The 22,501-nt window shown below is 64.8% G+C and carries 20 protein-coding genes; 14 read left to right on the top strand and 6 right to left on the bottom strand.

Annotated elements, in window-relative coordinates; genetic code table 11:
• Positions 1 to 58: 58 nt before the first annotated feature.
• The 5 genes from NGK70_RS17940 to NGK70_RS26670 form a co-directional block, all read right to left on the bottom strand.
• Positions 59 to 1,267 (bottom strand): beta-ribofuranosylaminobenzene 5'-phosphate synthase family protein, encoded by a 1,209-nt coding sequence (locus NGK70_RS17940; protein WP_251969854.1) that lies wholly within the window; start codon positions 1,265 to 1,267, stop codon positions 59 to 61.
• 209 nt (positions 1,268 to 1,476) lie between these two features.
• Positions 1,477 to 2,961, bottom strand: coding sequence for an RCC1 domain-containing protein (locus NGK70_RS17935; RefSeq protein WP_251969853.1), 1,485 nt, complete (start codon positions 2,959 to 2,961; stop codon positions 1,477 to 1,479).
• Positions 2,962 to 3,321: 360 nt separating this feature from the next.
• The gene (locus NGK70_RS26675) at positions 3,322 to 3,870 is read right to left on the bottom strand and encodes an Lcl domain-containing protein (protein ID WP_428985530.1); all 549 of its coding nucleotides are present in this window, start codon (positions 3,868 to 3,870) and stop codon (positions 3,322 to 3,324) included.
• A gap of 65 nt (positions 3,871 to 3,935) precedes the next feature.
• Entirely contained in the window at positions 3,936 to 4,949 is a 1,014-nt protein-coding gene (locus NGK70_RS17930; protein WP_251969112.1) for an IS701 family transposase, read from the bottom strand.
• Positions 4,950 to 5,012: 63 nt separating this feature from the next.
• The gene (locus NGK70_RS26670) at positions 5,013 to 5,945 is read right to left on the bottom strand and encodes an Lcl domain-containing protein (protein ID WP_487391326.1); all 933 of its coding nucleotides are present in this window, start codon (positions 5,943 to 5,945) and stop codon (positions 5,013 to 5,015) included.
• Between the two features lie 454 nt (positions 5,946 to 6,399).
• Here NGK70_RS26670 and NGK70_RS17925 point away from each other — a divergent pair, with 454 nt between their 5' ends.
• On the top strand, positions 6,400 to 9,144 hold the full coding sequence (locus NGK70_RS17925) for a protein kinase domain-containing protein (RefSeq protein ID WP_251969852.1): 2,745 nt from the start codon (positions 6,400 to 6,402) through the stop codon (positions 9,142 to 9,144).
• A gap of 51 nt (positions 9,145 to 9,195) precedes the next feature.
• On the opposite strand, the gene NGK70_RS17920 is transcribed toward NGK70_RS17925, so the two are convergent.
• Positions 9,196 to 9,753, bottom strand: coding sequence for a LuxR C-terminal-related transcriptional regulator (locus NGK70_RS17920; protein ID WP_251969851.1), 558 nt, complete (start codon positions 9,751 to 9,753; stop codon positions 9,196 to 9,198).
• Between the two features lie 178 nt (positions 9,754 to 9,931).
• On the opposite strand from NGK70_RS17920, the gene NGK70_RS17915 reads away from it, so the two are divergent.
• The 13 genes from NGK70_RS17915 to NGK70_RS17855 all read left to right on the top strand — a co-directional run bounded on the left by NGK70_RS17915 (position 9,932) and on the right by NGK70_RS17855 (position 22,497).
• Positions 9,932 to 10,630, top strand: coding sequence for a CoA transferase subunit A (locus tag NGK70_RS17915; protein ID WP_251969850.1), 699 nt, complete (start codon positions 9,932 to 9,934; stop codon positions 10,628 to 10,630).
• A 34-nt stretch (positions 10,631 to 10,664) separates the two neighbouring features.
• Positions 10,665 to 11,303 (top strand): 3-oxoacid CoA-transferase subunit B, encoded by a 639-nt coding sequence (locus tag NGK70_RS17910; protein ID WP_251969849.1) that lies wholly within the window; start codon positions 10,665 to 10,667, stop codon positions 11,301 to 11,303.
• Between the two features lie 485 nt (positions 11,304 to 11,788).
• The gene (locus NGK70_RS17905; protein WP_251969848.1) at positions 11,789 to 12,316 is read left to right on the top strand and encodes a hypothetical protein; all 528 of its coding nucleotides are present in this window, start codon (positions 11,789 to 11,791) and stop codon (positions 12,314 to 12,316) included.
• A 109-nt stretch (positions 12,317 to 12,425) separates the two neighbouring features.
• Positions 12,426 to 13,499 (top strand): IS630 family transposase, encoded by a 1,074-nt coding sequence (locus NGK70_RS17900; RefSeq protein ID WP_251969847.1) that lies wholly within the window; start codon positions 12,426 to 12,428, stop codon positions 13,497 to 13,499.
• Between the two features lie 38 nt (positions 13,500 to 13,537).
• Positions 13,538 to 15,427, top strand: a complete 1,890-nt coding sequence (locus tag NGK70_RS17895; RefSeq protein ID WP_251969846.1) for an NACHT domain-containing protein — start codon at positions 13,538 to 13,540, stop codon at positions 15,425 to 15,427.
• A gap of 109 nt (positions 15,428 to 15,536) precedes the next feature.
• Positions 15,537 to 15,884: a DUF3024 domain-containing protein gene (locus NGK70_RS17890; protein WP_487391330.1), complete on the top strand. Its 348-nt coding sequence runs from the start codon at positions 15,537 to 15,539 to the stop codon at positions 15,882 to 15,884.
• A gap of 94 nt (positions 15,885 to 15,978) precedes the next feature.
• Positions 15,979 to 16,485, top strand: a complete 507-nt coding sequence (gene parS, locus NGK70_RS17885; RefSeq protein WP_251969844.1) for a type II RES/Xre toxin-antitoxin system antitoxin — start codon at positions 15,979 to 15,981, stop codon at positions 16,483 to 16,485.
• Positions 16,486 to 16,490: 5 nt separating this feature from the next.
• Entirely contained in the window at positions 16,491 to 16,976 is a 486-nt protein-coding gene (locus tag NGK70_RS17880; RefSeq protein WP_251973818.1) for an RES family NAD+ phosphorylase, read from the top strand.
• 97 nt (positions 16,977 to 17,073) lie between these two features.
• On the top strand, positions 17,074 to 18,252 hold the full coding sequence (locus tag NGK70_RS17875) for a GGDEF domain-containing protein (protein WP_251969843.1): 1,179 nt from the start codon (positions 17,074 to 17,076) through the stop codon (positions 18,250 to 18,252).
• A 77-nt stretch (positions 18,253 to 18,329) separates the two neighbouring features.
• Positions 18,330 to 19,235, top strand: coding sequence for a LysR substrate-binding domain-containing protein (locus tag NGK70_RS17870; protein WP_251969842.1), 906 nt, complete (start codon positions 18,330 to 18,332; stop codon positions 19,233 to 19,235).
• Between the two features lie 111 nt (positions 19,236 to 19,346).
• A complete protein-coding gene (gene leuC, locus NGK70_RS17865; protein WP_251969841.1) occupies positions 19,347 to 20,819 on the top strand; it encodes a 3-isopropylmalate dehydratase large subunit in 1,473 nt (490 codons plus the stop codon).
• Complete coding sequence (gene leuD, locus NGK70_RS17860) at positions 20,819 to 21,463, top strand: 3-isopropylmalate dehydratase small subunit (protein ID WP_251969840.1); 645 nt, start codon at positions 20,819 to 20,821, stop codon at positions 21,461 to 21,463. Before leuC ends, leuD begins: the two co-directional genes overlap by 1 nt.
• 35 nt (positions 21,464 to 21,498) lie before the next feature.
• A complete protein-coding gene (locus NGK70_RS17855; protein WP_251969839.1) occupies positions 21,499 to 22,497 on the top strand; it encodes a Bug family tripartite tricarboxylate transporter substrate binding protein in 999 nt (332 codons plus the stop codon).
• Positions 22,498 to 22,501: the final 4 nt, after the last annotated feature.

Raw genomic sequence — 22,501 nt, 5'->3', positions numbered from 1 at the left:
CGCAGGGATCGGGCCGGGGGTCGTGGTGCTGCCCCGCCGGACCGGGCGAGGGCTTCATTCAGCCCCGCGGCCAGGCCCGCAGCGGGGCCGCGCAGCGCGGCGGTGGCGGGCAGCCGTCGTCGGCTCGCCGGGGGGCGGTGGCGGCAGCGGGATCGCCCGCGGTGTCCTGCATGCGTGCAGGGTGCTCGATCACCCGCGCGCCGCGGTTGAGCGGCTCGACGATGCGCAGCGCCAGCCCCGCATCGACCAGGCCGGCCGCCCGCGCGGCATCGAGCAGCTGCTGTGCCCGTGCCGCCGAGGGCAGCAGCGCAAAGCCGGTCGGCCCCCAGCTGCTCTGGCCGATGCCGGCGCCCAGGTCGGCCGGCGCCAGCCCGGCAGCCGGCTGCTGCGCCTGCCGCTCGATCCAGCGCAGCAGCCGACCCACCGGGCGGCTGACGAAGGCATCGCCGCCCTGCGCCGGCGCAAAGTGATCCCCCAGGATCTGCTGGATGCGGCTGACGCCCTGCGCCGCCGCGGCAAAGCCGGCCCCCGCCGCGCCGGGCAGCACCCGCATCAGCGTCTCATGGCAGATGGCCGCGGCCGCCGCCTGGGGCAGCGGCGCCAGCGCGGCCAGCGCGCTGCGCTCGGCACTGCCGGACAGCCCCTGGCACTGCGGGTCGCTCACCAGCAGCACCCGCCAGCCGGCCGGCAGCGCCAGCCGCGCCAGCAGCGGCGCGGGCGAGCCGTCCGCCAGCGGCCCGCCGTCCAGCAGCAGCCCGCCCTGGTCGAACCCGGCAATGCCCACCCCCGAGCGCAGCCCGCGCCCCAGCCAGGCCGCGAGTGCCACCGTTGGCAGATCCAGCCCATGCCAGCGGGCAAAGGCCCGTCCCACCGCCAGAGCCAGCTGCGTGCCTGAGCCCAGGCCGGCGTGCGGCGCCAGCGTGCACTCCAGCTGCAGGGACATCGGCCGGCCTAGGCCGCTGCGCCGCTGCAGCTCGTGCAGGTGGCGTTCGGCACGTGCCAGATCCTCGGCGGGTACGTCACGCCCGCTGGCGATCACCTGGTTGGCGGGGCCAGTCGCTGCCGTCAGGCTGAGCCGCGTCACCGGTGCCGCGACGGTCAGCCCCAGGCTCCCGAAGGGCCGGCCCAGCGAGCCCGCCGGGTCCAGGAAACCCAGGTGAAGCCGCGCAGGCGCTTCCACCCACACCGTGCGCCCGCACGAATGCCTGGCCGACTCGCCCGGTCGGGCGCCGCTCCCCGGTGTCGGGTAGGGAAGATCGAATTCCATGGAACAGCCTGTCTCCGGAGTCGGTGGTTTTCACTGGAGACAGCAAGGGGCGTTCCAAGGGGGAGCGCATTGGCGGGGCTCGCTGAATGCGGTGGCGCGGCCGATCCCACGTTCAGGCAAGGGTGCGGGTGCCTGGGCGCAGGCGCGTTCGGGTGACACTTTGTCCTTGCCTGGCCCCGCCCGGCCACCTCGTCACCCGACTTGCGCGTTCACGGCGAGGACACGAAGCGCGGCTCGGGCACCGAGCCGGGAACGAGTGAGCCAAAGGCATAGGCCCGCCCGTTGCTGCGCACGATCAGGGAGTGGTCGTTGTAGGCAGCCAGCGATTTCACCCCCGTGATGGCCACGCCCGAGGCATCCAGGACGCGAATCGGATACAGCTGGTTGGCGGTGGAGCCATAGCCGATCTGGCGGCCCCAGTTCGCCCCAACGCCCCACAGACTGCCGTCGCTCTTGAGGAACAGCGTGTGGCTTTCGCCCGCGGCGGCGGCGACCACGCCGGTGAGGAACGTGCTGGCAGACGCCTTCACCTGAACCGCGGTTCGGGATTCCGCGGAGGTGCCCGAGGTGCCGATCCCGAGTTGACCGCGACTGTTGTACCCCCATGCGTAGACGGTGCCGTCAGACTTGATCGCGATCGAGTGGGCATTGCCCGCTACCACGGCCTTCACGCCCGTCAGGCGGGCGCCGGTGCTGGTGAGTACGGGCTTGGCCAGCGATTTCTTGCCGAATGCCGTGCCATTGCCGAGATGTCCCCACTCCTCGAAACCCCAGGACCAGACCGAGCCATCGCTCTTGAGGGCCAGCGAGTGGAAATTGCCGGCGGCAGCCACCTGGGTCACGCCCGTCAGCGGCAGGTTCGAGCTTTCGAACACCGGTTGCGCGAAGAGGGCGTGCTGCGTGATCAGACCGGGACAGAGATTGACGTCAATACCAAGGACGCAGAGGGTGTTATTACCCCACGCCCACACGCTTCCATCGCTCTTTCGTACTGCCACACTGAACTGGTGGCCGCGAGCAAAAGACGAAATACCGGTCAGCGCGCTGCCGTTGCTGTACTTGACGGCGGTTGGATACAGGCGCGTGGTGTCCAGGCCGTCACCCACGCGGCCATTGCCCCAGGCCAGCAATGCGCCTGAGGTGGTCAGGGCCGTGATGCTTTCGAGGCTGCCGAGTGCGGATGCGATCGACTTCAATGGCGTTGAGGACGAAGCCTTCACTCGGGAGATATCGCCAATGCCGAATATGGTTGCGTTGGCACGTTGTGCGGGAACCGGCGAGCCCCAGGACCAGACTGATCCATCTTCACCCACCGCCGTGGACAGCGAGTGTCCCGTGGACGCCGACTTGAACAGCGGCACCACCGTCAACCGTCCGCCGGCGCTGGTGACGGATACGCCTGCCGAAGCAACGACCACGCTATACAGGGCGTTGTCATCGGTCAGGGCGGCGGCCGGCGTGGTGTAGGACGCAGCGGTTGCGCCCGCGATGGCCACGCCGTTGCGGCGCCACTGGTAGGTCAGCGGCGTGGTCGGCGCGGCTGATCTGGCAGCGACGCTGAATGTGACGGTGCGGCCCTGCTGCACGCCCAGGTTGGGTGGTTGGCTGGTGATGGAGGGGGCACCGGCCAGCGCGACTTGGGTCAAGCCCAGGCTGACGACCAGCGCAGTCAATGAGAACGCAGTGCGTTGCATGGAGGAACTCCTTGGTTTGGGAATCAGTGACGTGAATCGATCCGGCTCCGCGCGCTGCGGGCGCATGGGCGCACCCGCACCTGTCCCGGCAACGGGCTGAACAGAGGCTATTCGCGGCGGAACACCGTGCTCACCTCGAACCGGCCCTCGTTGCGCAGTGCCTTCCCGGCGGGCGACAGGGTGACCGCCATGTTGACGTACTGGTTGTCTGTCTTGGCCTCAGGGCGGGCTTGTCGGCGGTGGTCTGCTTGACGACGAGGTACTTGGGTTTGTCAAACGGGTTCATCGGTCTGTCGGCTTATTCATGCGAACATTATACTAACATCTGTATTTAATTGCCAGGTTAATAATCTTCCACAATCAGGGTGCAACAAGCCGCACATAGTTCATGTCGTACCTTAATGTTAAATTCACTGTTCCATCCGAAAAATCAACAAAGTATGCGGCTTGTGAACTTGGGTAGCTTGAGGTCCAACCGCTGAAGGCAGTGTCATCGGTTCCAAACCATCGACGATATGAGATGGACGCACTGTATGCTCCATCATAGTAATATACTGGATCTCGAACTAAACCTTCAGCTTCAGTAGCGGTTGGAAGGCGCCAGCCCGTTCTTCCGCATCGGCTCCCTATTGTTGTGGCAACAGTTGGGGCATCCCATAAATCACCATTATTTAAATTACTGTAGCCGGCACACTTGTACGTGGCCTCAAACGGGCACTGGTGTGATATCCAATTTCCAGTCGCATCGATACCTCGCCGGACATGAGCCTCCCACATCAACCCTGTCGAGTTTTGTCGAACACATGCCCATGACGTGGCATCATCCGCAAGATCTCGCCCCGCATCCGAAACCTTTGTAAGTCCGGTGGTCGGGGTAACTCCAGGCGCTGTGACTACCCCTTGAACCAATCTAACTAGGACTTACGCAGGGTCACTTCAGCTAGCGCAATGATTCGCCATTTCGACTCAATATGTCAGATGGGTGCCATGCGAATGGTTGGTGACCGAAGTTCCTTCTTGAGGAATTCCGAGAGGATTCCCTTCTTCAGGCTGTAGATGTTTGTCTTCAGCGCTTTGGCCGTCTCGCAGAGGTGGACCCAGGCCAATATCGCGCAGGCGATGTGATTCTTCTGTGACCGGGCCATTCTGCACTGACATTTTTCGATGCCAAGAACCTGCTTGATCTCCCTGTGGTACTGCTCAATCTTCCAGCGCACGGCACACATCTCATGCGTATCGTCCGTCGAATCTTGAGATAGGTCGTTTGTCACAACCCAGTCCGTGCGATTGGTATCAACCACAACCCGGAACAGTTTCAGCTTGATGTCACTGGGAAACTTGAACAGTTTGACGTGTTTGCCATGCACATGTTCTTGGGCACTCCACTGCAGCGTACTGACCGCCTTGTAGGGCTGCTGGCCTTGGCTGTCGTCAACCTTGCGATTGCTCTTGAGCGGGCAGTAGAAGTGCTTGCCCGCCCGGTGGATGTGCTTCATCAGATCCATGGTGGCGTACCAGGAGTCCATCAGCACGGTGCGAAAGGGCAGCTTCTTGTGCGCCATGGCATTGTCGAACATCTCCTGGACATGATCCAGCTTGGACTTGCCGTCTTCGTCAGGCGCATAGATGCGCCAGTCGATGATCCAGTAGTGGCCGGTCTTGATGTTCACGTACAGGCAGTTGACCACCCCAATGCCCTTGATCAGGCCGTGGGCGTTGCCGCTGTACTGTTTGCGCACCAGCTCGATTTTGTGCGAGTGGTTCTTGTCCAGAACGCTGTCATCGAAAACCAGGCAGGCATCGTCGTCAAATTCGATGTTTCGTCGGGCCAGATTCCAGACATCGGCCGGGCTGATATTGGCAGCCTGCAAGTAGCGATTTATGGCGTCATGAGAAAACCTCTGATGGTGATCCGCAAAATAGGTCTGCGTGTAGTTGATTTGTGTGGATATCAGAAATTGGCAGTAGTCTCGGCTCGTGGGTTTCATGGTGAATATATTATCACAAATACCACGAAATCGGCGCCGATATATTAAATAATCTAGTTTGATTTAAACGTTTGCGTAAGTCCTACTAACATTCATTAAAGCGATATTATTTCCACCATAGGCACGGAGGTTGTACTGGATATTTCCTTCTGGGAAATTTATTGCCCATGCATTAGTGGGATCGTTCGCCAATGGGGACGAAGTCCATCCCAAGATTGCTTTGTCTTCTGTGCCAAACCAAGTCTTCCATGCTACATATGCGTTGCCGGAGTAAGCGGCATCGTTCGTCAATGCCTGACCGTCTGCCAGAGTTGGCAAACGCCATCCGGTCTTGCCGCACAAAGATCCCACTGAGGCTGGTACTGTACTTGCATCATACATGCGACCATCACCAAGGTTAGTGAAGCCGTAACATGTCGCTGCCGCGTTTGCGGGACAAGGGTGCTGAGTTACCCTCATTGTCTGTGTAATATTCGCCTCCCAGATCAATCCAGTGGACCGCTGGCGGACGCAGGCCCAAGTTATGGCATTGTCTGGCAGATCCCGTCCATCGGAAGATATCTTTGTGAAAGCAGATGACGGTAATGGGGCTGTTGACTGAACGGTAAGTTCAACAACTGCGCTGGTTACTGTGCCTGCGCTGTTGGTCAGGACTGAACGGTAACGTCTCCCGCTGTCCGTCATAGCGAGAGCGCTGGTCTTATAAGTTCCTGTGTTTGCCCCGGTGACATTGGTCCAGGTGTTCCCGCCGTCGCTGCTGACCTGCCACTGGATTGCCGGCGTCGGGGTGCCAGTGGCCGCTACCATGAAGGAGGCTTGTGCGCCTGCCGTGACGGTCTGGCTGGTCGGCTGGGTGGTGATGGCCGGGGCTTCAACGGGTTGCGCGGTGACCACCGTGGGATCGGTTCCACCGCCACATGCGACCAGCGCTGCGGCAAGTGCCAATTGAGTAAGCCCCAGATGCAGGCGAGACGAGAACCTGAAACCTGATCCCATGCTTGAACCTCCGATGTGGCACTTCGTGCGGGTGTGCGGGTATCCCACCGCCGTGCGCCGATGTTGGTGAACGCCAAGTTCCGCCGGTGCGACCACGTACCGCATCTGTCGACTAGCCGATCCCGCGCCGATGAGAGTCGGGCTGGGCTCAGTGTGGGAGTTTGTCCCAAGAGTCGTCCTCACCAAACCCTCACGGAGGGTTCATGGCACCATCACGAAACAACTTGAAACAATCGCGACATCCATCACGGATTCACGGCGCACAGGCTGGCCGTTAGCCTTACGCGAAGTGGGGGCACAGGCTGGTGCGAGGTGCCATCAGGCTTTTTGGTGCGGCCGGTGAAGTCAGGAGAGAGGGATGAGGGATGGACGGGGCGGCGCAGATCAGGTTTGCTCACAGCAGAGCAGAGCAGGCTGTTGTCGCTTCGGTGCGGCGGAGTTCGACGAACGGGCGATGACGCTCACGGTCGGTGGGCAGGCGATGCTGGTTGAGCCACTTCCGCTGCGGGTGCTGGCGCTGTTGTTGCGGCAGCCCAACGAGGTAGTGACGCGCCAGGAGCTGCTCGATTCGGTCTGGGAAGGCCGGCCGACGGTGGACAACGTGCTGGCCAACGCGGTCACCAAATTGCGCAAGGCGCTCGGGCCGCAGGGCGGTGCGCGCATTGTCAACGTGCCGCGCATCGGCTATCGGCTGGTCGGTGAGGTGCAGCGTATGCCGGCCGACTGCGTGGATGCCCGCGGCGCCGAGGATGCCGTCCAAGCCATTGCAGGCACGGACCCGGGCGCCTTTCAGGCGGGGATGCCGGTGCCGGGTCGGCCGGGTTTTGAGCTGCTGCGACCGTTGGGTATGGGCGAGCGCCGCCATGTTTGGCTGGCGCGGCAGCGAGATACCGGCCGGGAGCGGGTGTTCAGGTTTGCAACTGACGCCGAGGAATTCCTCTCGCTCAAGCGTGAAGTTGCCCTGCTGCGCGCGCTGCATGGGGAATTGGGCGACCGCCCGGATATCGTCCGGGTGGTGGGCGTGGGGTTTTCAGAGCCGCCGTACCACATGGAATGCGAGTATGGCGGGCTGGATCTGCTGGCCTGGGCCGCCGGGCCTGATGCGCCGCTGCGGGGCATGGCCCGGTCGGATCGGCTCGCGCTGTTTGCAGGGATTGCCGACGCGGTGGCGGCGGCCCATGGCGTGGGGGTGCTGCACAAGGACCTGAAACCGGCCAACGTGCTGGTGCGGCCCGGCCTGGCCGACGGGGCCGGCCCGGCCGATGCGGCTGCGCCGCGCTGGCAGCCCTGCCTGACCGACTTCGGCAGCGCGCATGCGCTGGACGAGGCGCGGTTGAAGGCCAGCGGCATCACGCTGCTGGGGATGACGGTGGCGGAGGGGCAGGAGGGCGCGGCCTCGCCCTGGTCGGGCACGCCGCAGTACTGGGCGCCCGAGATCCTGGCTGGGCAGGGCGCGACGACGCGCAGCGACGTGTATGCGCTGGGGCTGCTGCTGTTTCAGCTGGTGTTGGGTGACCTGCGCCGCCCGCTCAGCACGGGCTGGGAACGGGAGGTCGGCGATGCGCTGCTGTGCGAGGACATTGCTGCCGCCACCGAGGGCGATCCGCAGCGGCGCCTGGCGAGCGCGGGCGAACTGGCCGAGCGGCTGCGGCGGCTGCCGCAGCGGCGAGAGGAGCGCGCGGCGCAGCTGGCGGCGCGGCAGGCGGTGGAGAGCGCGCAGCGTGAGCGCGAGCGCCGCCAGACGCGCCGGCCCTGGCTGGCCGCCGCCGCGGCGCTGCTGCTGCTGGCGCTGGGGGCCGGCGGGTGGCTGTTCGAGCAGAACCGGCGCGCCCTGGCGGAGGCGCGTGTGGAGGCGGCGCGCACGGCGGCGATGCTCGACTTCGTCAGCCGCGATGTGCTGGACAGCGCCGATGTCACCCGCGTTGGCAGCACGCGGCTGCTGACGATGACAGAGGTGGTGGAGCGCGCGGCGCAGAAGCTGGAAGGGCGCTTTGCCGGTCAGCCCGACATCGAGGCGGCACTGCACCGGCGGCTGGGTGACATCCTGGTGCGCAGCCAGGCCAGCACGGCCGCGATGAAGCAGTACGAGCGCGCAGTGGCGCTGTTGGCGCCGCCCGGCGCGGCGGTGGGCAGCCCGGCAGCGAGCCGGGATCTGCCGCTCGCGCTGATCGGCTGGGCCCAGGCCAAGGTGCATTTCTACAAGCCGGATGAGGGCGAGCAGTTGCTGCAACGCGCGCGCGCCGCACTGCCCGCAGGCGAGCTGGAGTCCGTCAACGAGACGGCGCTGCGCTTCCTGGCCGTCCAGGTGGATGTGCTGGCGGCGCGCCAGCGCGGCGCCGAGGCCATTCCCGTGGCGCGTGACCTGCTGCGCCGGGTGGACGCCTGGCCGCAGGCGGCGCTGGCCGATCGGCTGGAGGCCCGCCAGCGGTTGGCTGAGCTGCTGCTGGGTGCCGGCGCCGAGCAGCGCCCGGAGGGCGAGCGGCTGCTCAAGGAGATCACCAGCGCGCCCTACAGTGCGCAGTCGGTGGGTGCGGTCACATTCGCACGCGCCGAGATGGCGCTGGCCAGTTCATTGGCCGGGCAGAACCGCAGTGAGGAGGCGCGCCGGATCCTGCTGCGGGTGCGAGAGGTGCTGACGCAGCTGCTGGGGGATCGGGCGTTGCACGTCGGGCTGGTCAACTTCGAGCTGGCCAACCTCGTCAGCAATGACCCGACGGGCCGCCCGCAGCAGAGCCTGGACTACCTGGGGGCCGCCGAAACCGCCTTCGCCGCGACCCTGGGGCCATCGCACGGCTACACGATCAGTGTGCGCAACAACAAGGCGATCCCGCTGCTGCAGCTCGGCCAGGCCACCGAGGCCCTGGTGATCCTGGACGAGGTGCTGCCCTGGTACGAGAAGCGCAAGCTGGGCGACGCGATCCAGTATTACCGCGCGTGGGCGCTCAATGACCTGGGACGGTGCCGGGAGGCGTTGGCGGCACTGGAGGGCATCGATGTGAATTCGGCCGCCTGGCTGCATGTGGCCTCGGATCCGCACATGGGCTGGAAGGTGAAGTTCGAGCGGGGTCGAGCCCTGGCGGGTACCGGCCAACGTGACCAGGGGCGGCAACTGCTGCGCCAGGCCGATGCCGAGGCCCAGGCCAGCGGTGGCGGGCCGCAGTGGGGCGAGCGCATTCGACGGGCGCTGGCGCGGGCCTGATGTGACTGCGCCTGCATCAACGTTTCCGCCTGCGCCCGCTCCGGCAGCGCCTCACGCACTCAACAGCTTGTGCACCAGCTCCGGCGTGGTCGCCGCCTCGTACTTGCGCATCAGCCGGGCGCGGTAGACGTCCACCGTGCGCGGGCTGATGCCCAGGCGACGGCCGATCAGCTTGCTGGTCAGGCCCTCGATCAGCAGCGCGGCGATTTCGCGCTCACGCGGCGTCAGGTCGGCCTTGAGTTGGCGCAGCGCGGACAGGTCCTCGAAGGCCCAGATGCCTGCGGCATGCGGGTCCCCCGGGTCCAGCGCGCGGCCGGAGACGTGGCACCAGAACAGCTCCTCCTGGCCGCGCGCGTCCAGGCGCTTCATCACCCGCTCGTCGGCGTAGCGGCCGGTGGCGTCCAGGCTGGCGGTGATGCGCTCTCCTGTGCGCTCGAACTCCGCCGCGCTGGGGTAGAGCACCGCAAAGCTCTGGCCGATGAGCTGCTCGCGCTCCACGCCGAACATCTCCAGCACCTGGCGGTTGCAGTCCACCATCAGGCGGTGGCGCGACAGCACCAGGCCGATCGGGGCGAGTTCGAAGGCGGTGCGGTAGTCAAGGTCGAGCATGGGATGAAACCGGGTGTCAGTTCGCATGGACAGGGCGTTGACCGCAGCATCGGGTCCCGGCCTTAATCAATTCTACGTAGCAGCTACTTAACGCGTTACGTAGTACGCTTCGCGCCGTTCCAGAGAACCCGGACCCCGTGTCCTTTGTGTCTTTCTTCCCCCTGCGGAGGCTTCACGCATGAACAAGATCTACCCGAGCGCCGAGGCGGCGCTCAACGGCATCGTCCGCGACGGCCAGCTGATCGCCGTTGGCGGCTTCGGCCTGTGCGGCATCCCTGAGGCGCTCATCGACGCGCTGCAGGCCAGCGGGGTCAAGAACCTCACGGCCATCTCCAACAACGCGGGCGTCGACGGCTTCGGCCTCGGCAAGCTGCTGGCCACGCGGCAGATCAAGAAAATGATCTCCAGCTACGTGGGCGAGAACAAGGAGTTCGAGCGCCAGTACCTCAGCGGCGAGCTGGAGCTGGAGTTCACCCCGCAGGGCACGCTGGCCGAGAAGCTGCGCGCCGGCGGCGCCGGCATCCCGGCCTTCTTCACCAAGACGGGCGTGGGCACCATCGTGGCCGACGGCAAGGAAATCCGCGAGTTCGACGGCGAGAAGTACGTGATGGAGCGCTCGCTGGTGCCCGAGGTGTCGCTGGTCAAGGCGCACATCGCCGACAAGAGCGGCAACCTCATCTTCAACAAGACCGCGCGCAACTTCAACCCGAACGTCGCGCAGGCCGGCCAGATCACCGTCGTCGAGGTCGAGCAGATCGTCGAGACCGGCGCGCTGGACCCCGACCAGATCCACCTGCCCGGCATCTTCGTGCACCGCATCGTGCTGAACACGACGCCGGAAAAGCGCATCGAACAACGCACGGTGCGCAAGGCCTGAGCGGCCCCGACCCCCTTCATCAGGAGATCAAGACATGGCATGGACCCGCGATGAAATGGCCGCCCGCGCTGCACAGGAACTGCGCGACGGCTTCTACGTGAACCTGGGCATCGGCCTGCCCACCCTGGTGGCCAACCACGTGCCCGCCGGCATGGAAGTCTGGCTGCAGAGCGAAAACGGCCTGCTCGGCATCGGCCCCTTCCCGACCGAGGACAAGGTCGACGCCGACCTCATCAACGCCGGCAAGCAGACCGTGACCACGCTGCCCGGCTCGGCCTTCTTCAGCAGCGCGGACAGCTTCGGCATGATCCGCGGCGGCAAGATCAACCTGGCCATCCTGGGCGCGATGCAGGTCAGCGAAAAGGGCGACCTTGCCAACTGGATGATCCCGGGCAAGATGGTCAAAGGCATGGGCGGCGCGATGGACCTCGTCGCCGGCGTCGGCCGCGTGGTGGTGCTGATGGAGCACGTGGCCACCAAGAAGGACGGCAGCAAGGACCTCAAGATCCTCTCCCACTGCACCCTCCCGCTCACCGGCGTGGGCGTGGTCAGCCGCATCATCACCGACCTGGGCGTGCTGGACGTGACGCACCACGGCCTGGAACTCGTCGAACTCGCCCCGGGCGTGACCCGCGACGAGATTCAGGCGGCCACGGGCGTGGCGCTGCATTGAGCGTGCTGATCGCGGGGTGACTCGCGGTTGTGATGCTGAAACGGCACCCTGCGGGGTGCCGTTTTTGTTTGGAGAGGGTGGGGTTCAGCTTCAACCAGTGAGCATCGTTTGTTGGCGACGCATCTCAGAAGCGTTACAAAGTTTAGTAGACACCCGCTGTCTCGGTGCGTAAGCTGAGATGCAGATACTGCATTCGCTCGCGCACTTGATCGTACTGAGTAATGGCTCAGGGCTGGGTGTAGGCAGCATGATCGACATGTGGTTCGGAAGGTCGGAATATTTACGCGAATCCGGTAATCCGAATGCCGCATCGAATCAAGCGCCTAATCTCCCCTAAAAATGCAATTTACTGACGCGTGGAGCCTTCTTCAGTTGGTGACAGTGTGTCTCTATGTATATTGGGTGGCTGTTGCTACCCTACAATTCGGCTAACGCGAGTACCATTTTCATTCTGACGGCCTGAATACTTTACGGCGGAGGTCACGGTGGAGGAAAAAGAAGCACGCAACTATGCCTGGGAGCACTTCAAGCTTCATGCCGCGCAGCGATTCACGACATTCAACTACTTCATCGTTCTTGCTGTCCTGATGACCACGGCACTAGGTACATCCCTAAACAAGGACTTTCACTATCCTGAGCTCGCGTTCTACCTAAGCGTTCTGCTAGTGGTTACTTCTTTCGTTTTTTGGAAGCTTGACCAGCGAGCGAGGCAATTGCTCGAGGTCTCCAAGTCCGCCTTAAAGCACCTTGAGCTTATCTCAGGTCTTGGTGAGTCGGAGTATTGGATGCTCTTTCAAAATGAGGTCAAGTTAACCGAGGCGCGGAAGAAGCAGTCCAGGATTTGGCTGCCCCACCGCTGGCACCTGACTTACCTGCATTGCTTTGGAACACTCTATGCCCTTTTTGCTGTGCTGGGTATCCTCGGTCTTTATGTGTCGTGGCCTCGCCTTCAGGTGGCTCAACACTTTCTCAATACCAGTGTATGCGCGGGGAAGGCGATAGCTGTTACTTAATCATCCGGGATATGAGACCTAGGTACTTAGGTGCTTCCGGTAGGTAATGGATAATTCACCTGAATTTATTAACCCGGCAATTAAATACAAATGTTAGTATAATGTTTGCATGAATAAGCCTACTGACGCCCGTTCACTTTCAGAAGAATCCCTGGAGCTGTTGCGCCGGCAGGCGCACCGGCTGCGTCAGGACGGGCGGGCATGGTCCGAGATTGCTCAGATCGTTGGAGTCCACCAAAGCACGCTCATGAGTTGGGCACGGCGTTTCAATGTGGGCGGTGAAAAGGCACCAACGAATGTGAGTTCGGCGCGGCGCGGGCGCCGTGTGGGTGAAAAGCGCACGATCAGCCTGCTCGATGAGATGGCCCTGCGCGATCAGATCGTCGGGGGCAATCCAGATCAGATGTCGTTGCCGTTCGCGTTGTGGACGCGCAAGGCGGTGCAGGAGGCCATCAAGCTCAAGTTGGGCATCGACATGCCCATTCGCACCGTGGGCGAGTATCTGCGGCGTTGGGGTTTCACGCCTCAGAGGCCCGCCAAACGGGCCGTCGAGCAGCGCAGCGAGCTGGTGCAGCAATGGATGCAGGTGGACTACCCCGCGCTGGTGCGTCGGGCCAAGGCTGAAGCAGGCGAGATCTACTGGGGCGATGAGACGGCCATCCGCCAGGACACCGCCTGGGTGCGCGGCTACGCCCCGGCCGGGCAGACCCCGGTGCTGCGGCATGCCGCGCGCTGGACCAGCATCACCATGATCTCGGCGCTGACCAACCAGGGACTGCTGAAGTTCGCCTTCCACGACGGCGCGATCAACCAGGATCGATTCATCGAGTTCCTCGCTGCGCTCGTGGCCGACAGTGCCGGCAAGAAGGTCTTCCTGATCGTGGACAACCTTCGGGTTCACCGGGCCAAGGCCGTCACGCAATGGCTCGAAGGCAAGGAGAGGCAAATCGAGGTTCATTACTTGCCGCCGTATTCGCCCGAAGCCAATCCCGACGAGATCCTCAACCGCGACTTGAAGACCGAGTTGCGCATGCGCCCGGCGGCCAAGGATTCCGATGAGCTCAAACGTATCGCTGCGGATTTCATGAAGACACTCACAAAACTACCCGGAAAGATCAAACGCTACTTCAGAAGCAAGACCGTTTCATATGCGAGCGTCGCCATGAATTGTTCGTATATTTAATTGCCAGGTTAATAATAGGAATCTACTAGGTAATCAGTATGGCTCTAGAAAACCTCCTCCCGGTTCTCGCAGAACATCTTGGAAAAAAGGTCATCGACCGATTGACTAAGGATCACCCTGCGCAAGGAGGAGTTCGCGCAAGAGAAGACCGTGTGCAGGAAGCGCTTTCCGTCCACTTGCGTTTGGTATCGAACTGGAGCCGACAAGTCCAGTTTTACCGTATGTCTAGCGCGAGGTCGGTCGAGGGCGAAACGGTCCCCCTAACGTTCGCCGGTACGCCACGCCGTTTTCGCAACTCCCAGGCAACTGGCCCGACTCTTTCTGAGAAAGATCTTCTGGGTAAGGAGCATCTGCTAATTCTTGGCCCACCCGGCGCTGGCAAGACTACGACTCTGAAACGTCTTTGCCATGTGTTGCTGTGCGAGGAACCTAATTCGAATAGCGACACATCGCAGGTTCCTATTCTTGTACGTTTGCGAGTGTTCAACGGCACGGAGAGCACCTCATTTCCTTTACTGCGTCATATCGCCCAGGAATTGGGGCTTCAGATTCACGAAGTTGAGGAGCAAGTCAACATGGCGTCACCCGGACGCCCGCCCAAGATGGTGGTGAGGCGGCGGGAGGTTTGCGAAGGACAGTCCATTCCCCGTGCAGTCTCGCAAGCACTCAACGAGTTGCAGGCGACGCTATTCCTAGATGGACTGGACGAAGTCAATACATTGGTCCGCTCTGCAATTGAAGCCGACATCCGGAGCCTCCTCGAAGCAAGTGACGCGTTGCGCGTAGTCATCACCTGCCGAAGCGGAGAGTATCGGACTCCGCTCGGCTATCTTACCGTAGTCGAAGTATGTGAATTGCTGCTCTCAGATATTCAAGGCATGGCTAGAAGCTGGCTCGGACCAAAGGCTGATGAATTTATGCGTCAGGCGCAAAGTCCCTCACTTTTAGAGCTTGCGCAGCGGCCGCTTTTTCTCGCACACATGCTTAATCTCTATCACTTGGGAGGCTATCTGCCGGAGCAGCCATTCGAAATATATGAGATGGTGACGCTCTTGATGATTCGCGAATGGGATCGCGAACGAGAAATCGTCCGTCGCTCTCGCTACGCTGACTTTGGAGCAGAGAAGAAACTTCGGTTTCTTTCGGCCCTTGCTTTTGAATTCACATACTCCAATAAGATCAAGGTATTCTCAGACAAAGACCTAATAAATGCCTACCGGAAGCTCAGGAGGCGTTTCCAACTTCCGGAGGACGAGGCTCAGCTAGTTGCCCAGGAGATAGAGTCACATACCGGACTAGTCGTTGAGGTCGGTCCCAGGCAATACGAGTTTTCGCACCTGACTCTACAGGAGTATCTTGCTGCCGATTACCTTGTTCGATCACCTTTCCCTGAGAAAAAGATCGCGACGTACATTGCGCAATACCCAGCTCCTTTGGCAATCGCCACAGCTTTGTCGACAGAGCCAGCGGCCTGGCTAGCGGGAGTCCTAATGAATCGTTCACTGATCGCAGACGGCAGCAGTGCAAAGATTGCGATCTTTCTCGAGCGACTTCGACGGGAAAATCCAATTTTCGTCCGAAGTGATGCCCTTGGGCTTTGTGTCCTAGGGTTGGCGTTTCTAGCTGCTGACGCTAAGCTTGCTCACGAGCGCGAATCTGTGGAAACACATCTGGCGAAATTGCTTGAGAGCGAGGAAGCTCATAAGTCGTTTGTCGATGTTGCCTGCCGCAGGTACGCATTGACACTTAACGATACCGGCTCAGACTTTATTGCGACCAAACGAGTCGATGTGGATTCTGGAATCGATGACTCGGCATTTGAGGTTGATATTCCGGATACCGGGCGAATCTCCAGAAATTGGTTGGAGAGTAAATTTTTGGGACGGGAACTGCTCTTCAATGGCATTAGAGTCACAATGAGAAGGTAGAGTACTGATGCTAAAATGGTCTACAAGGTGTTCCCGTTTCATGCTTCGGCCAAAGATCTTCTTGATCAAGGTGTCAAGATTGCCTCGGCGGTTTCTTGGGGAGTAATCGATCATCGCCTTCAATGAACTGGACCTCAAACGCATAGAGAAAGCCGCCGAGGCTTTCATGGCGGTGCGGCGCCCGCCGGTGCAGGTGCGCGACCAAGTGGATTTCGAGTGGCGCATTGCCGGGCAGTCTGTCGAGTTGCTGGAGGTTCGGCCCGCGTGGGACCGACCGACAGAAATCATTCGACGGCCGTTTGCCAAGGCGACGTATGTCCGCCGCACGAATCAGTGGCGGGTGTATTGGATGCGCAGCACCCTGAAGTGGCACCCCTACGAGCCGGCGGTGGCGGGCAGCGTTCAGGCGTTCTTCGATCTGGTCACAGAGGACCGGCTGCACTGCTTCTTTGGCTGAGGGGTTGGGGCTCCTGATCGACGCTGCGAAGGTGCGTTGGTGGATCAAGTGAGCTAAACTGGGTGCTCAAGTGAATCAATCACTGGAGCTGCCGATGCCCGTCCTGCCGATGACACCGCCCGACCAGCCGCCGCAGGCCGCCGCGCCCACCGTGCCGCAGGTGATGGAACGCCAGTCGAGCTACCAGGCGTTCGCGGACGCCAGCCGCATCGAGCGCATCGACATGGTCAAGCAGGGCGTGCCGGCGCGGCTGCTGGTGACGCTGGCGGACGACATGCACGTCACGCGGGAGCGGCTGTATGGCTGGCTGGGCCTGGCGCGGGCGACGGCGAACCGCAAGCTCAAGGCCGACGACCGGCTGAGCCAGGACGAGAGCGAGCGGGCGTTGGGCATGGCACGGCTGGTCGGGCAGGTGGAGGCGCTGGTGCGTGAGTCGGGCCAGCCCGAGGGCTTCGACGCGGCGCAGTGGACGGCCGGCTGGCTGCAGCGCCCCAACCCGGCGCTGGCGGGTCGCACGCCCGGCGACTTCATGGACACCGCCGATGGGCGCGACCTGGTGGCCAGCCTGGTCGCGCAGATGCAGAGCGGGGCCTACGCCTGATGACGATGACCGAGCCGCTGCGGCTCTGGCGCATCGGTACCGACACGCCTCACTACGAGGCCCACGACCTGACGGGGCGGGGCGCGGAACGGTCCGGCGGGCGCTGGAACCGGCCGGGCACGGCGCTGGTGTACGCCTCGACCTCCCGGGCGCTGGCCTGCCTGGAAACCGTGGTGCACCTGGGCGCGGACACCCTGCCGCTGAATCGCTACCTGGTCGAGATCATGCTGCCGGCCGAACTGTGGGCCGCAGCGGTCGAGCTGGATGCAGCCACCCGGGTCGGCTGGGACGCCATGCCGGCGGGCAAGGTGTCGCTGGACTGGGGTGCGGCCTGGGTCCGGGCGGGCCGCTCGCTGCTGGCGCGGGTGCCGTCGGTGATCGTGCCTGAGGAAATGAACGTGCTGATCAACCCGGCCCACCCCGACGCGGTCCAGCTGCGGGCGGTGAAGCGGCGCCGGTGGCTGTACGACGCCCGGCTGGGGCGCGGATGAGGTGCTGATCCGGGCGCAGCCCGGCCGACCCCCTCAAGTTCGCCTCGGCAAGGTCGAAACGACGGGATGATCTGGCGACTCGCGGCCCTGGCGTCCAATGGTTCTACACGCTGATGTTTTCACTGGTTATTTGATCTGCGGCGCCAGCGCCGCGCTCGGTGGCACCACGCTGCGCCTGGTGGAGGCGACGGATGACGGCGCACGCGGTGCCCTGCGTGACTGCGGGCTGGGCTTCTGGATCCTGGGCATGGGCCTGTTGCCGGCGGGCCTGGGGCCGCTGGCGAGCCACCCGCTGATGCAGTGGGTGCTCGGCGTGAGTGCGCTGCTGGGCATGCTTTTTGTCGGCAGTGGCCTGGGCAGTCTGCACGGCCGGCGCCTGGCGCCCCAGGGCCTGTTGATGCTGTCGCTGTTGATGGTGCTGCCGCTGACCGTGGCGGCCAACCACGACGCGATGACCTATGGCCGGCTGTTCCCCTACATGTTGCTGCTGGCGTCGGTGGTGATGGTCTGGCAGGGCCGCGACTACCTGTTGCGCCCACGCGGACTGGCCGAGCAGCTGGTGGCGCTGAACTGTGCCGCCTTGCTGGTGACCAGCCTGGCGCGGCTGGTCACGACGATGGCCTATGTCGGACCCGTGCGGCCGGACCTGATGTATGTGCCGGAGCCCTGGAGCACGCTGTACGCGGTACTCTATGGCGTGATGCCGATGTATGTGGCCTGCCTGCTGCTGGTGATCGTGAACGGCCGGCTGCAGCAGAAGCTGCGCGCCCGTGCCGCCGTGGACGAACTCACCGGCATGCTCAACCGCAGGGCGGTGCGCGAGCAGGCGACCGAACTGCTCGACCGCCAGCGCCGCAGCAGGGCGATGACGGCGGTGTTGATGCTCGATCTCGACCGTTTCAAGCTGGTCAACGACGTGCACGGCCACGCCGCTGGCGATGCCGTGTTGCGCCTGGCCAGCCAGGCACTCAAGACCAGCCTGCGGCAGGACGACACGCTGCTGTCGCGCTACGGGGGCGAGGAGTTCGTGGCGCTGGTGCCGGTCGACGACCCCGACGTGGCCCGCCGCGTGGCCGAGCGCCTGCGCGAGGCGGTGGCGGCGGTCGACTGGCATGGCGAGCTGCGGCTGACCCCGGGGGTCACCGTCAGCGTGGGCATGGCCCTGGTGTCTGGCGATGAGGACCTGGACCAGGCGCTGCTGCGAGCCGACGAAGCGCTCTACCGCGCCAAGCGCGACGGGCGCAACCAGTGCCAGGTGGCGCTGGACGCCGCCTGACGCTCGGTGCCGGGGATCTGCCCTCAGGGGCGTCAAGTGCGACGGGGCGCGACGGCGCGACAATCCCTGCCATCACCATGAACCTGCACCGCCTCGACCTCGTCTCGCTGTCGCTGTTCAACCTGGTGGTGCGCACCGGCAGCATCAGCAAGGGTGCCGAGCTGGCGCTGCTGGCGGTGGGGGCGGCCAGCAAGCGCATCTCGGACCTGGAGGCCGCCGTCGGCGTCGAGCTGCTGGAGCGGCACTCGCGCGGCGTCACGCTCACGCCGGCCGGGCAGGCGCTGCACCGCCACGTGCTGCGCATCCTGGCGGACGTGGACCAGCTCAGCGCCGACCTGTCCGACCATGCCGCGGGCATCGTCGGCCTGGTGCGGCTGTGGGCCAACACCTCGGCGGTGACGCAGTTCCTGCCGGCCGACCTGGCGGGCTTCATCGCCGCGCACCCGGGCATCCGCATCGAACTGCACGAGCAGGACAGCACGGACGTGGTGCTGGCGCTGCTGGACGGCCGGGCCGAGCTGGGCATTTTCGCCGAGCGCACGCCCGCCCACGGTCTGCAGACGCTGCTGTACCGGCGTGACCGGCTGGCGCTGGTGGTGCCGCAGGGCCACCCGCTGGCCATGCAGGAGCGCATCGCCTTTGCCGACGCGACCGAGCACGAGTTCGTCAGCCTGACGCCGGGCACTTCGCTGGCGCGCCGGCTGGCCGACGAGTCCCGCGCGCTGGGCCGCTCGCTGCGCCTGCGCATCCACGTGCGCAGCTTCGACGCCATGTGCCAGATGGTGGCCGCCGGCCTGGGCATCGCGGTGCTGCCGGAGCGCGCCATCGAGCCGCACCTGAAGTCGATGGGGCTGGTGCGCATCGCGCTGACCGACGCCTGGGTGGAGCGTGACCTGCTCATCGGGATGCGTGACCGCCAGGCGCTGCCCAGGCCGGCTCGGCTGCTGCTGGAGCACCTCGTCGCACCTTCGGCTGCAGGCTGACCGGCAGGGCAGGTCGGGGTTGGGCAGGCCGGGCGCTTTCGCATTCCACGAAAGCTCGCCTCGCCACACGGGCATTCCGCGGCGGGGCGTTGCTTCCCAGAATGCCACGCCATGGACACCGCCCGGCAGACCCTCTTCGACAAGCTCTGGCAGCGCCACCTGATGGATCAATCCGCCGACGGCGAGGCGCTGCTGTACGTGGACCGCCACCTGGTGTACGAGGTCACCAGCCCGCAGGCCTTCGAGGGGCTGCGCCTGGCCGGGCGCCGGCCCTGGCGAGCCGACACGGTGCTGGCCGCGGCCGATCACAACGTGCCGACCACGCCGAACGAGCGGCGCAGCCTGACGCACATCCCCGACCCGCTCTCGCGCGCCCAGGTGCAGCAGCTGGAGATCAACGCCCGCGAGTTCGGCATCACCGCCTTCAGCCTCGGGCGGCGCGAGCAGGGCATCATCCATGTGATCGGCCCGGAGCAGGGCGCCACCCTGCCGGGCATGACGGTGGTGGCCGGCGACTCGCACACCAGCACGCACGGCGCCTTCGGCGCGCTGGCCTTCGGCGTTGGCACCTCGGACGTCGAGCATGTCCTGGCCACGCAGTGCCTGGCGATGCGGCCGATGCAGCGCATGCTCGTGCAGGTGAACGGCCTGCTGGCGGCGGGCGTCTCGGCCAAGGACCTGATCCTGGAGATCATCCGCCGCCTCGGCACTGCGGGCGGCACCGGCTGTGCGATCGAGTTCGCTGGCGCGGCGATCGAGGCGCTGTCGATGGAAGGCCGCATGACGCTGTGCAACATGGCCATCGAGGCCGGCGCCCGCGTCGGCCTGGTGGCGGTGGACGAGAAGACCATCGCCTACCTCGAAGGTCGCCCCTACGCCCCGCGCGGCGCGCAGTGGGAGGCCGCGGTGGCCTACTGGCGCACGCTGCACTCCGATGCGGGCGCGACCTTCGACCACAGCCTGTTCATCGACGCCGCGGCCGTCGAGCCGATGGCCACCTGGGGCACCAGCCCCGAGCAGGTGCTGCCCATCGGTGGCCGCGTACCGGAGCCGGCGGCCGAGCCCGACCCGGTGCGCCGCGCCGGCATCGAGCGGGCGCTGGCCTACATGGGCCTGCGGCCCGGCACGGCGCTGGACGGGCTGGCGATCGACAAGGTCTTCATCGGCTCCTGCACCAACGCCCGCATCGAGGACCTGCGGGCGGCCGCGGCGGCGATCCGCGGCCGCCGCGTGGCTGCCACCGTGAAGCAGGCGCTGGTGGTGCCGGGTTCCGGCCTGGTCAAGGCGCAGGCCGAGGCCGAGGGGCTGGACCGGCTGTTCATCGCCGCCGGCTTCGAGTGGCGCGAACCGGGCTGCTCGATGTGCCTGGGCATGAACGACGACCGCCTCGCCCCGGGCGAGCGCTGCGCCTCCACCTCCAACCGCAACTTCGAGGGCCGCCAGGGCCCGGGCGGGCGCAGCCACCTGGTCAGCCCGGCGATGGCCGCCGCCGCCGCGATCGCCGGCCGGCTGGTGGATGTTCGGCGTGAGGATGTGCGGCGCGACCTGCCCGGCACCCCCGTCCTTTCTGCGCAGATCCACTGATGCAAGCCTTCACCACCCTGGATGCCGTCGCCGTGCCGCTGGACCGCGCCAACGTCGACACCGACGCGATCATCCCCAAGCAGTTCATGAAGTCGATCGCGCGCACCGGCTTCGGCGACAACCTCTTCGACGAGTGGCGCTACCACGACCGGGGTGAACCCGGCGTGCCGCGCTCGCAGCGCCAGCCGCGCGCCGACTTCCCGCTCAACCAGCCGGCCTTTGCCGGCGCGCAGATCCTGCTGACGCGGGAGAACTTCGGCTGCGGCAGCAGCCGGGAGCACGCGCCCTGGGCGCTGCGCGACTTCGGCATCCGCGCCATCGTGGCGCCGAGCTTTGCCGACATCTTCCACGGCAACTGCTTCAAGAACGGCATCCTGCCCATCGTGCTGGGTGCCGACACGGTGGAGCGGCTCTTTGCCCAGCTGCAACGCCAACCTGGCCAGCGCTGGCAGATCGACCTGGCTGCGCGCCACCTGCAGGCGGGCGCCGAGCGCCTCACGTTCACTGTGGACCCGGAGCGTGCCCACCGCCTGCTCAACGGCCTGGACGACATCGGCCTGACGCTGCAGCGCGCCGAGCGCATCCGCGCCTACGAAGTGCGCCGCCGCAGCCAGGAGCCCTGGCTCTTCCCGGTCCAACCCTGACTGCCTCGACCTGATTTCCTCGAAGGAGACGCCCCATGACCCTGCACCGTTTCACCCGCCGCACCGCCCTGAACCTCGGCCTGTGGGCCACATTCGCCGCTTCCGTCACCGTTGCGACCGCCGTGCAGGCCCAGGACAAGTACCCGTCCAAGCCGGTGACCATCGTCGTGCCGCAGGCCCCGGGCGGCGCCAACGACGCCATCGCCCGCATCGTCGCGCAGAAGCTCACCGAGGCCAGCGGCCAGCAGTTCCTGGTCGACAACCGCCCGGGTGCTGGCGGCAACGTCGGCATGGCAGCGGTCGCCAAGGCCAAGCCGGACGGCTACACCCTGGTGCTCACCGCCGACAGCGCCGCGGTCATCAACCCCTGGCTCTACAAGACCGTGGGCTTCGACACGCTCAGGGACTTCGAGCCGATCAGCCCGGTGGCCACCGCCGGCTACGTGCTGGTGGCCAACAACAGTTTCCCGCCGAAGAACGTGGCCGAGCTGCTGGCCGCGGCCAAGGCCCAGCCGGGCAAGATCGCCATCGCCTCGGCCGGCAACGGCACGCTCAACCACCTGATCGGCGAGATGCTGCAGCGCGCCGCTGGCATCGAGCTGCTGCATGTGCCCTACAAGGGCGCCTCCGCCGCGGTGACCGACCTGGTCGGCGGCCAGGTGCAGGTGAGCGTGCAGAGCCTGCCCTCGTCGATCAGCTTCATCAAGAGCGGCAAGCTCAAGGTGCTGGGCGTGGTCAACCAGCGGCGCGTCGCCGCGCTGCCGGACGTGCCGACCATCGGCGAGACGATCAAGGGCTTCGGCCAGACACCCTGGTATGGCCTGTTCGCTCCGGCGGGCACACCGAAAGCCATCGTCGATCAGCTGCAGGCCGCGGTGGCCAAGGCGGTGGACAGCCCCGACGCCAGGGAGAAGCTCGCGACGGTGGGCTGCGAGCCCTTCAAGAGCTCGAGCCAGGACTTCGCCGCGCTGATCCGTGCCGATCTGCCCAAGTGGGCCAAGATCGTCAAGGACTCGGGCGCGACCATCGATTGAGGAG

The organism is Sphaerotilus microaerophilus (genome assembly GCF_023734135.1).
In the GTDB taxonomy this organism is placed as follows: Bacteria; Pseudomonadota; Gammaproteobacteria; order Burkholderiales; family Burkholderiaceae_C; genus Sphaerotilus; species Sphaerotilus microaerophilus.
Note: the sequence above shows the minus strand (reverse complement) of the source record. Positions and strands in the feature narration are given on the sequence as shown.

What these genes read in the sequence shown, in the direction of transcription:
- NGK70_RS26670 (WP_487391326.1), bottom strand. Translation starts at nt 5,945, where the DNA reads ATGGGATCAGGTTTCAGGTTCTCGTCTCGCCTGCATCTGGGGCTTACT.
- NGK70_RS17935 (WP_251969853.1), bottom strand. Translation starts at nt 2,961, where the DNA reads ATGCAACGCACTGCGTTCTCATTGACTGCGCTGGTCGTCAGCCTGGGC.
- NGK70_RS17900 (WP_251969847.1), top strand. Translation starts at nt 12,426, where the DNA reads ATGAATAAGCCTACTGACGCCCGTTCACTTTCAGAAGAATCCCTGGAG.
- NGK70_RS17930 (WP_251969112.1), bottom strand. Translation starts at nt 4,949, where the DNA reads ATGAAACCCACGAGCCGAGACTACTGCCAATTTCTGATATCCACACAA.
- NGK70_RS17925 (WP_251969852.1), top strand. Translation starts at nt 6,400, where the DNA reads ATGACGCTCACGGTCGGTGGGCAGGCGATGCTGGTTGAGCCACTTCCG.
- NGK70_RS17855 (WP_251969839.1), top strand. Translation starts at nt 21,499, where the DNA reads ATGACCCTGCACCGTTTCACCCGCCGCACCGCCCTGAACCTCGGCCTG.
- leuC (WP_251969841.1), top strand. Translation starts at nt 19,347, where the DNA reads ATGGACACCGCCCGGCAGACCCTCTTCGACAAGCTCTGGCAGCGCCAC.
- NGK70_RS17880 (WP_251973818.1), top strand. Translation starts at nt 16,491, where the DNA reads ATGACCGAGCCGCTGCGGCTCTGGCGCATCGGTACCGACACGCCTCAC.
- parS (WP_251969844.1), top strand. Translation starts at nt 15,979, where the DNA reads ATGCCCGTCCTGCCGATGACACCGCCCGACCAGCCGCCGCAGGCCGCC.
- NGK70_RS17920 (WP_251969851.1), bottom strand. Translation starts at nt 9,753, where the DNA reads ATGCTCGACCTTGACTACCGCACCGCCTTCGAACTCGCCCCGATCGGC.
- NGK70_RS17940 (WP_251969854.1), bottom strand. Translation starts at nt 1,267, where the DNA reads ATGGAATTCGATCTTCCCTACCCGACACCGGGGAGCGGCGCCCGACCG.
- NGK70_RS17910 (WP_251969849.1), top strand. Translation starts at nt 10,665, where the DNA reads ATGGCATGGACCCGCGATGAAATGGCCGCCCGCGCTGCACAGGAACTG.
- NGK70_RS17915 (WP_251969850.1), top strand. Translation starts at nt 9,932, where the DNA reads ATGAACAAGATCTACCCGAGCGCCGAGGCGGCGCTCAACGGCATCGTC.
- NGK70_RS17895 (WP_251969846.1), top strand. Translation starts at nt 13,538, where the DNA reads ATGGCTCTAGAAAACCTCCTCCCGGTTCTCGCAGAACATCTTGGAAAA.
- NGK70_RS17875 (WP_251969843.1), top strand. Translation starts at nt 17,074, where the DNA reads ATGGTTCTACACGCTGATGTTTTCACTGGTTATTTGATCTGCGGCGCC.
- leuD (WP_251969840.1), top strand. Translation starts at nt 20,819, where the DNA reads ATGCAAGCCTTCACCACCCTGGATGCCGTCGCCGTGCCGCTGGACCGC.
- NGK70_RS17870 (WP_251969842.1), top strand. Translation starts at nt 18,330, where the DNA reads ATGAACCTGCACCGCCTCGACCTCGTCTCGCTGTCGCTGTTCAACCTG.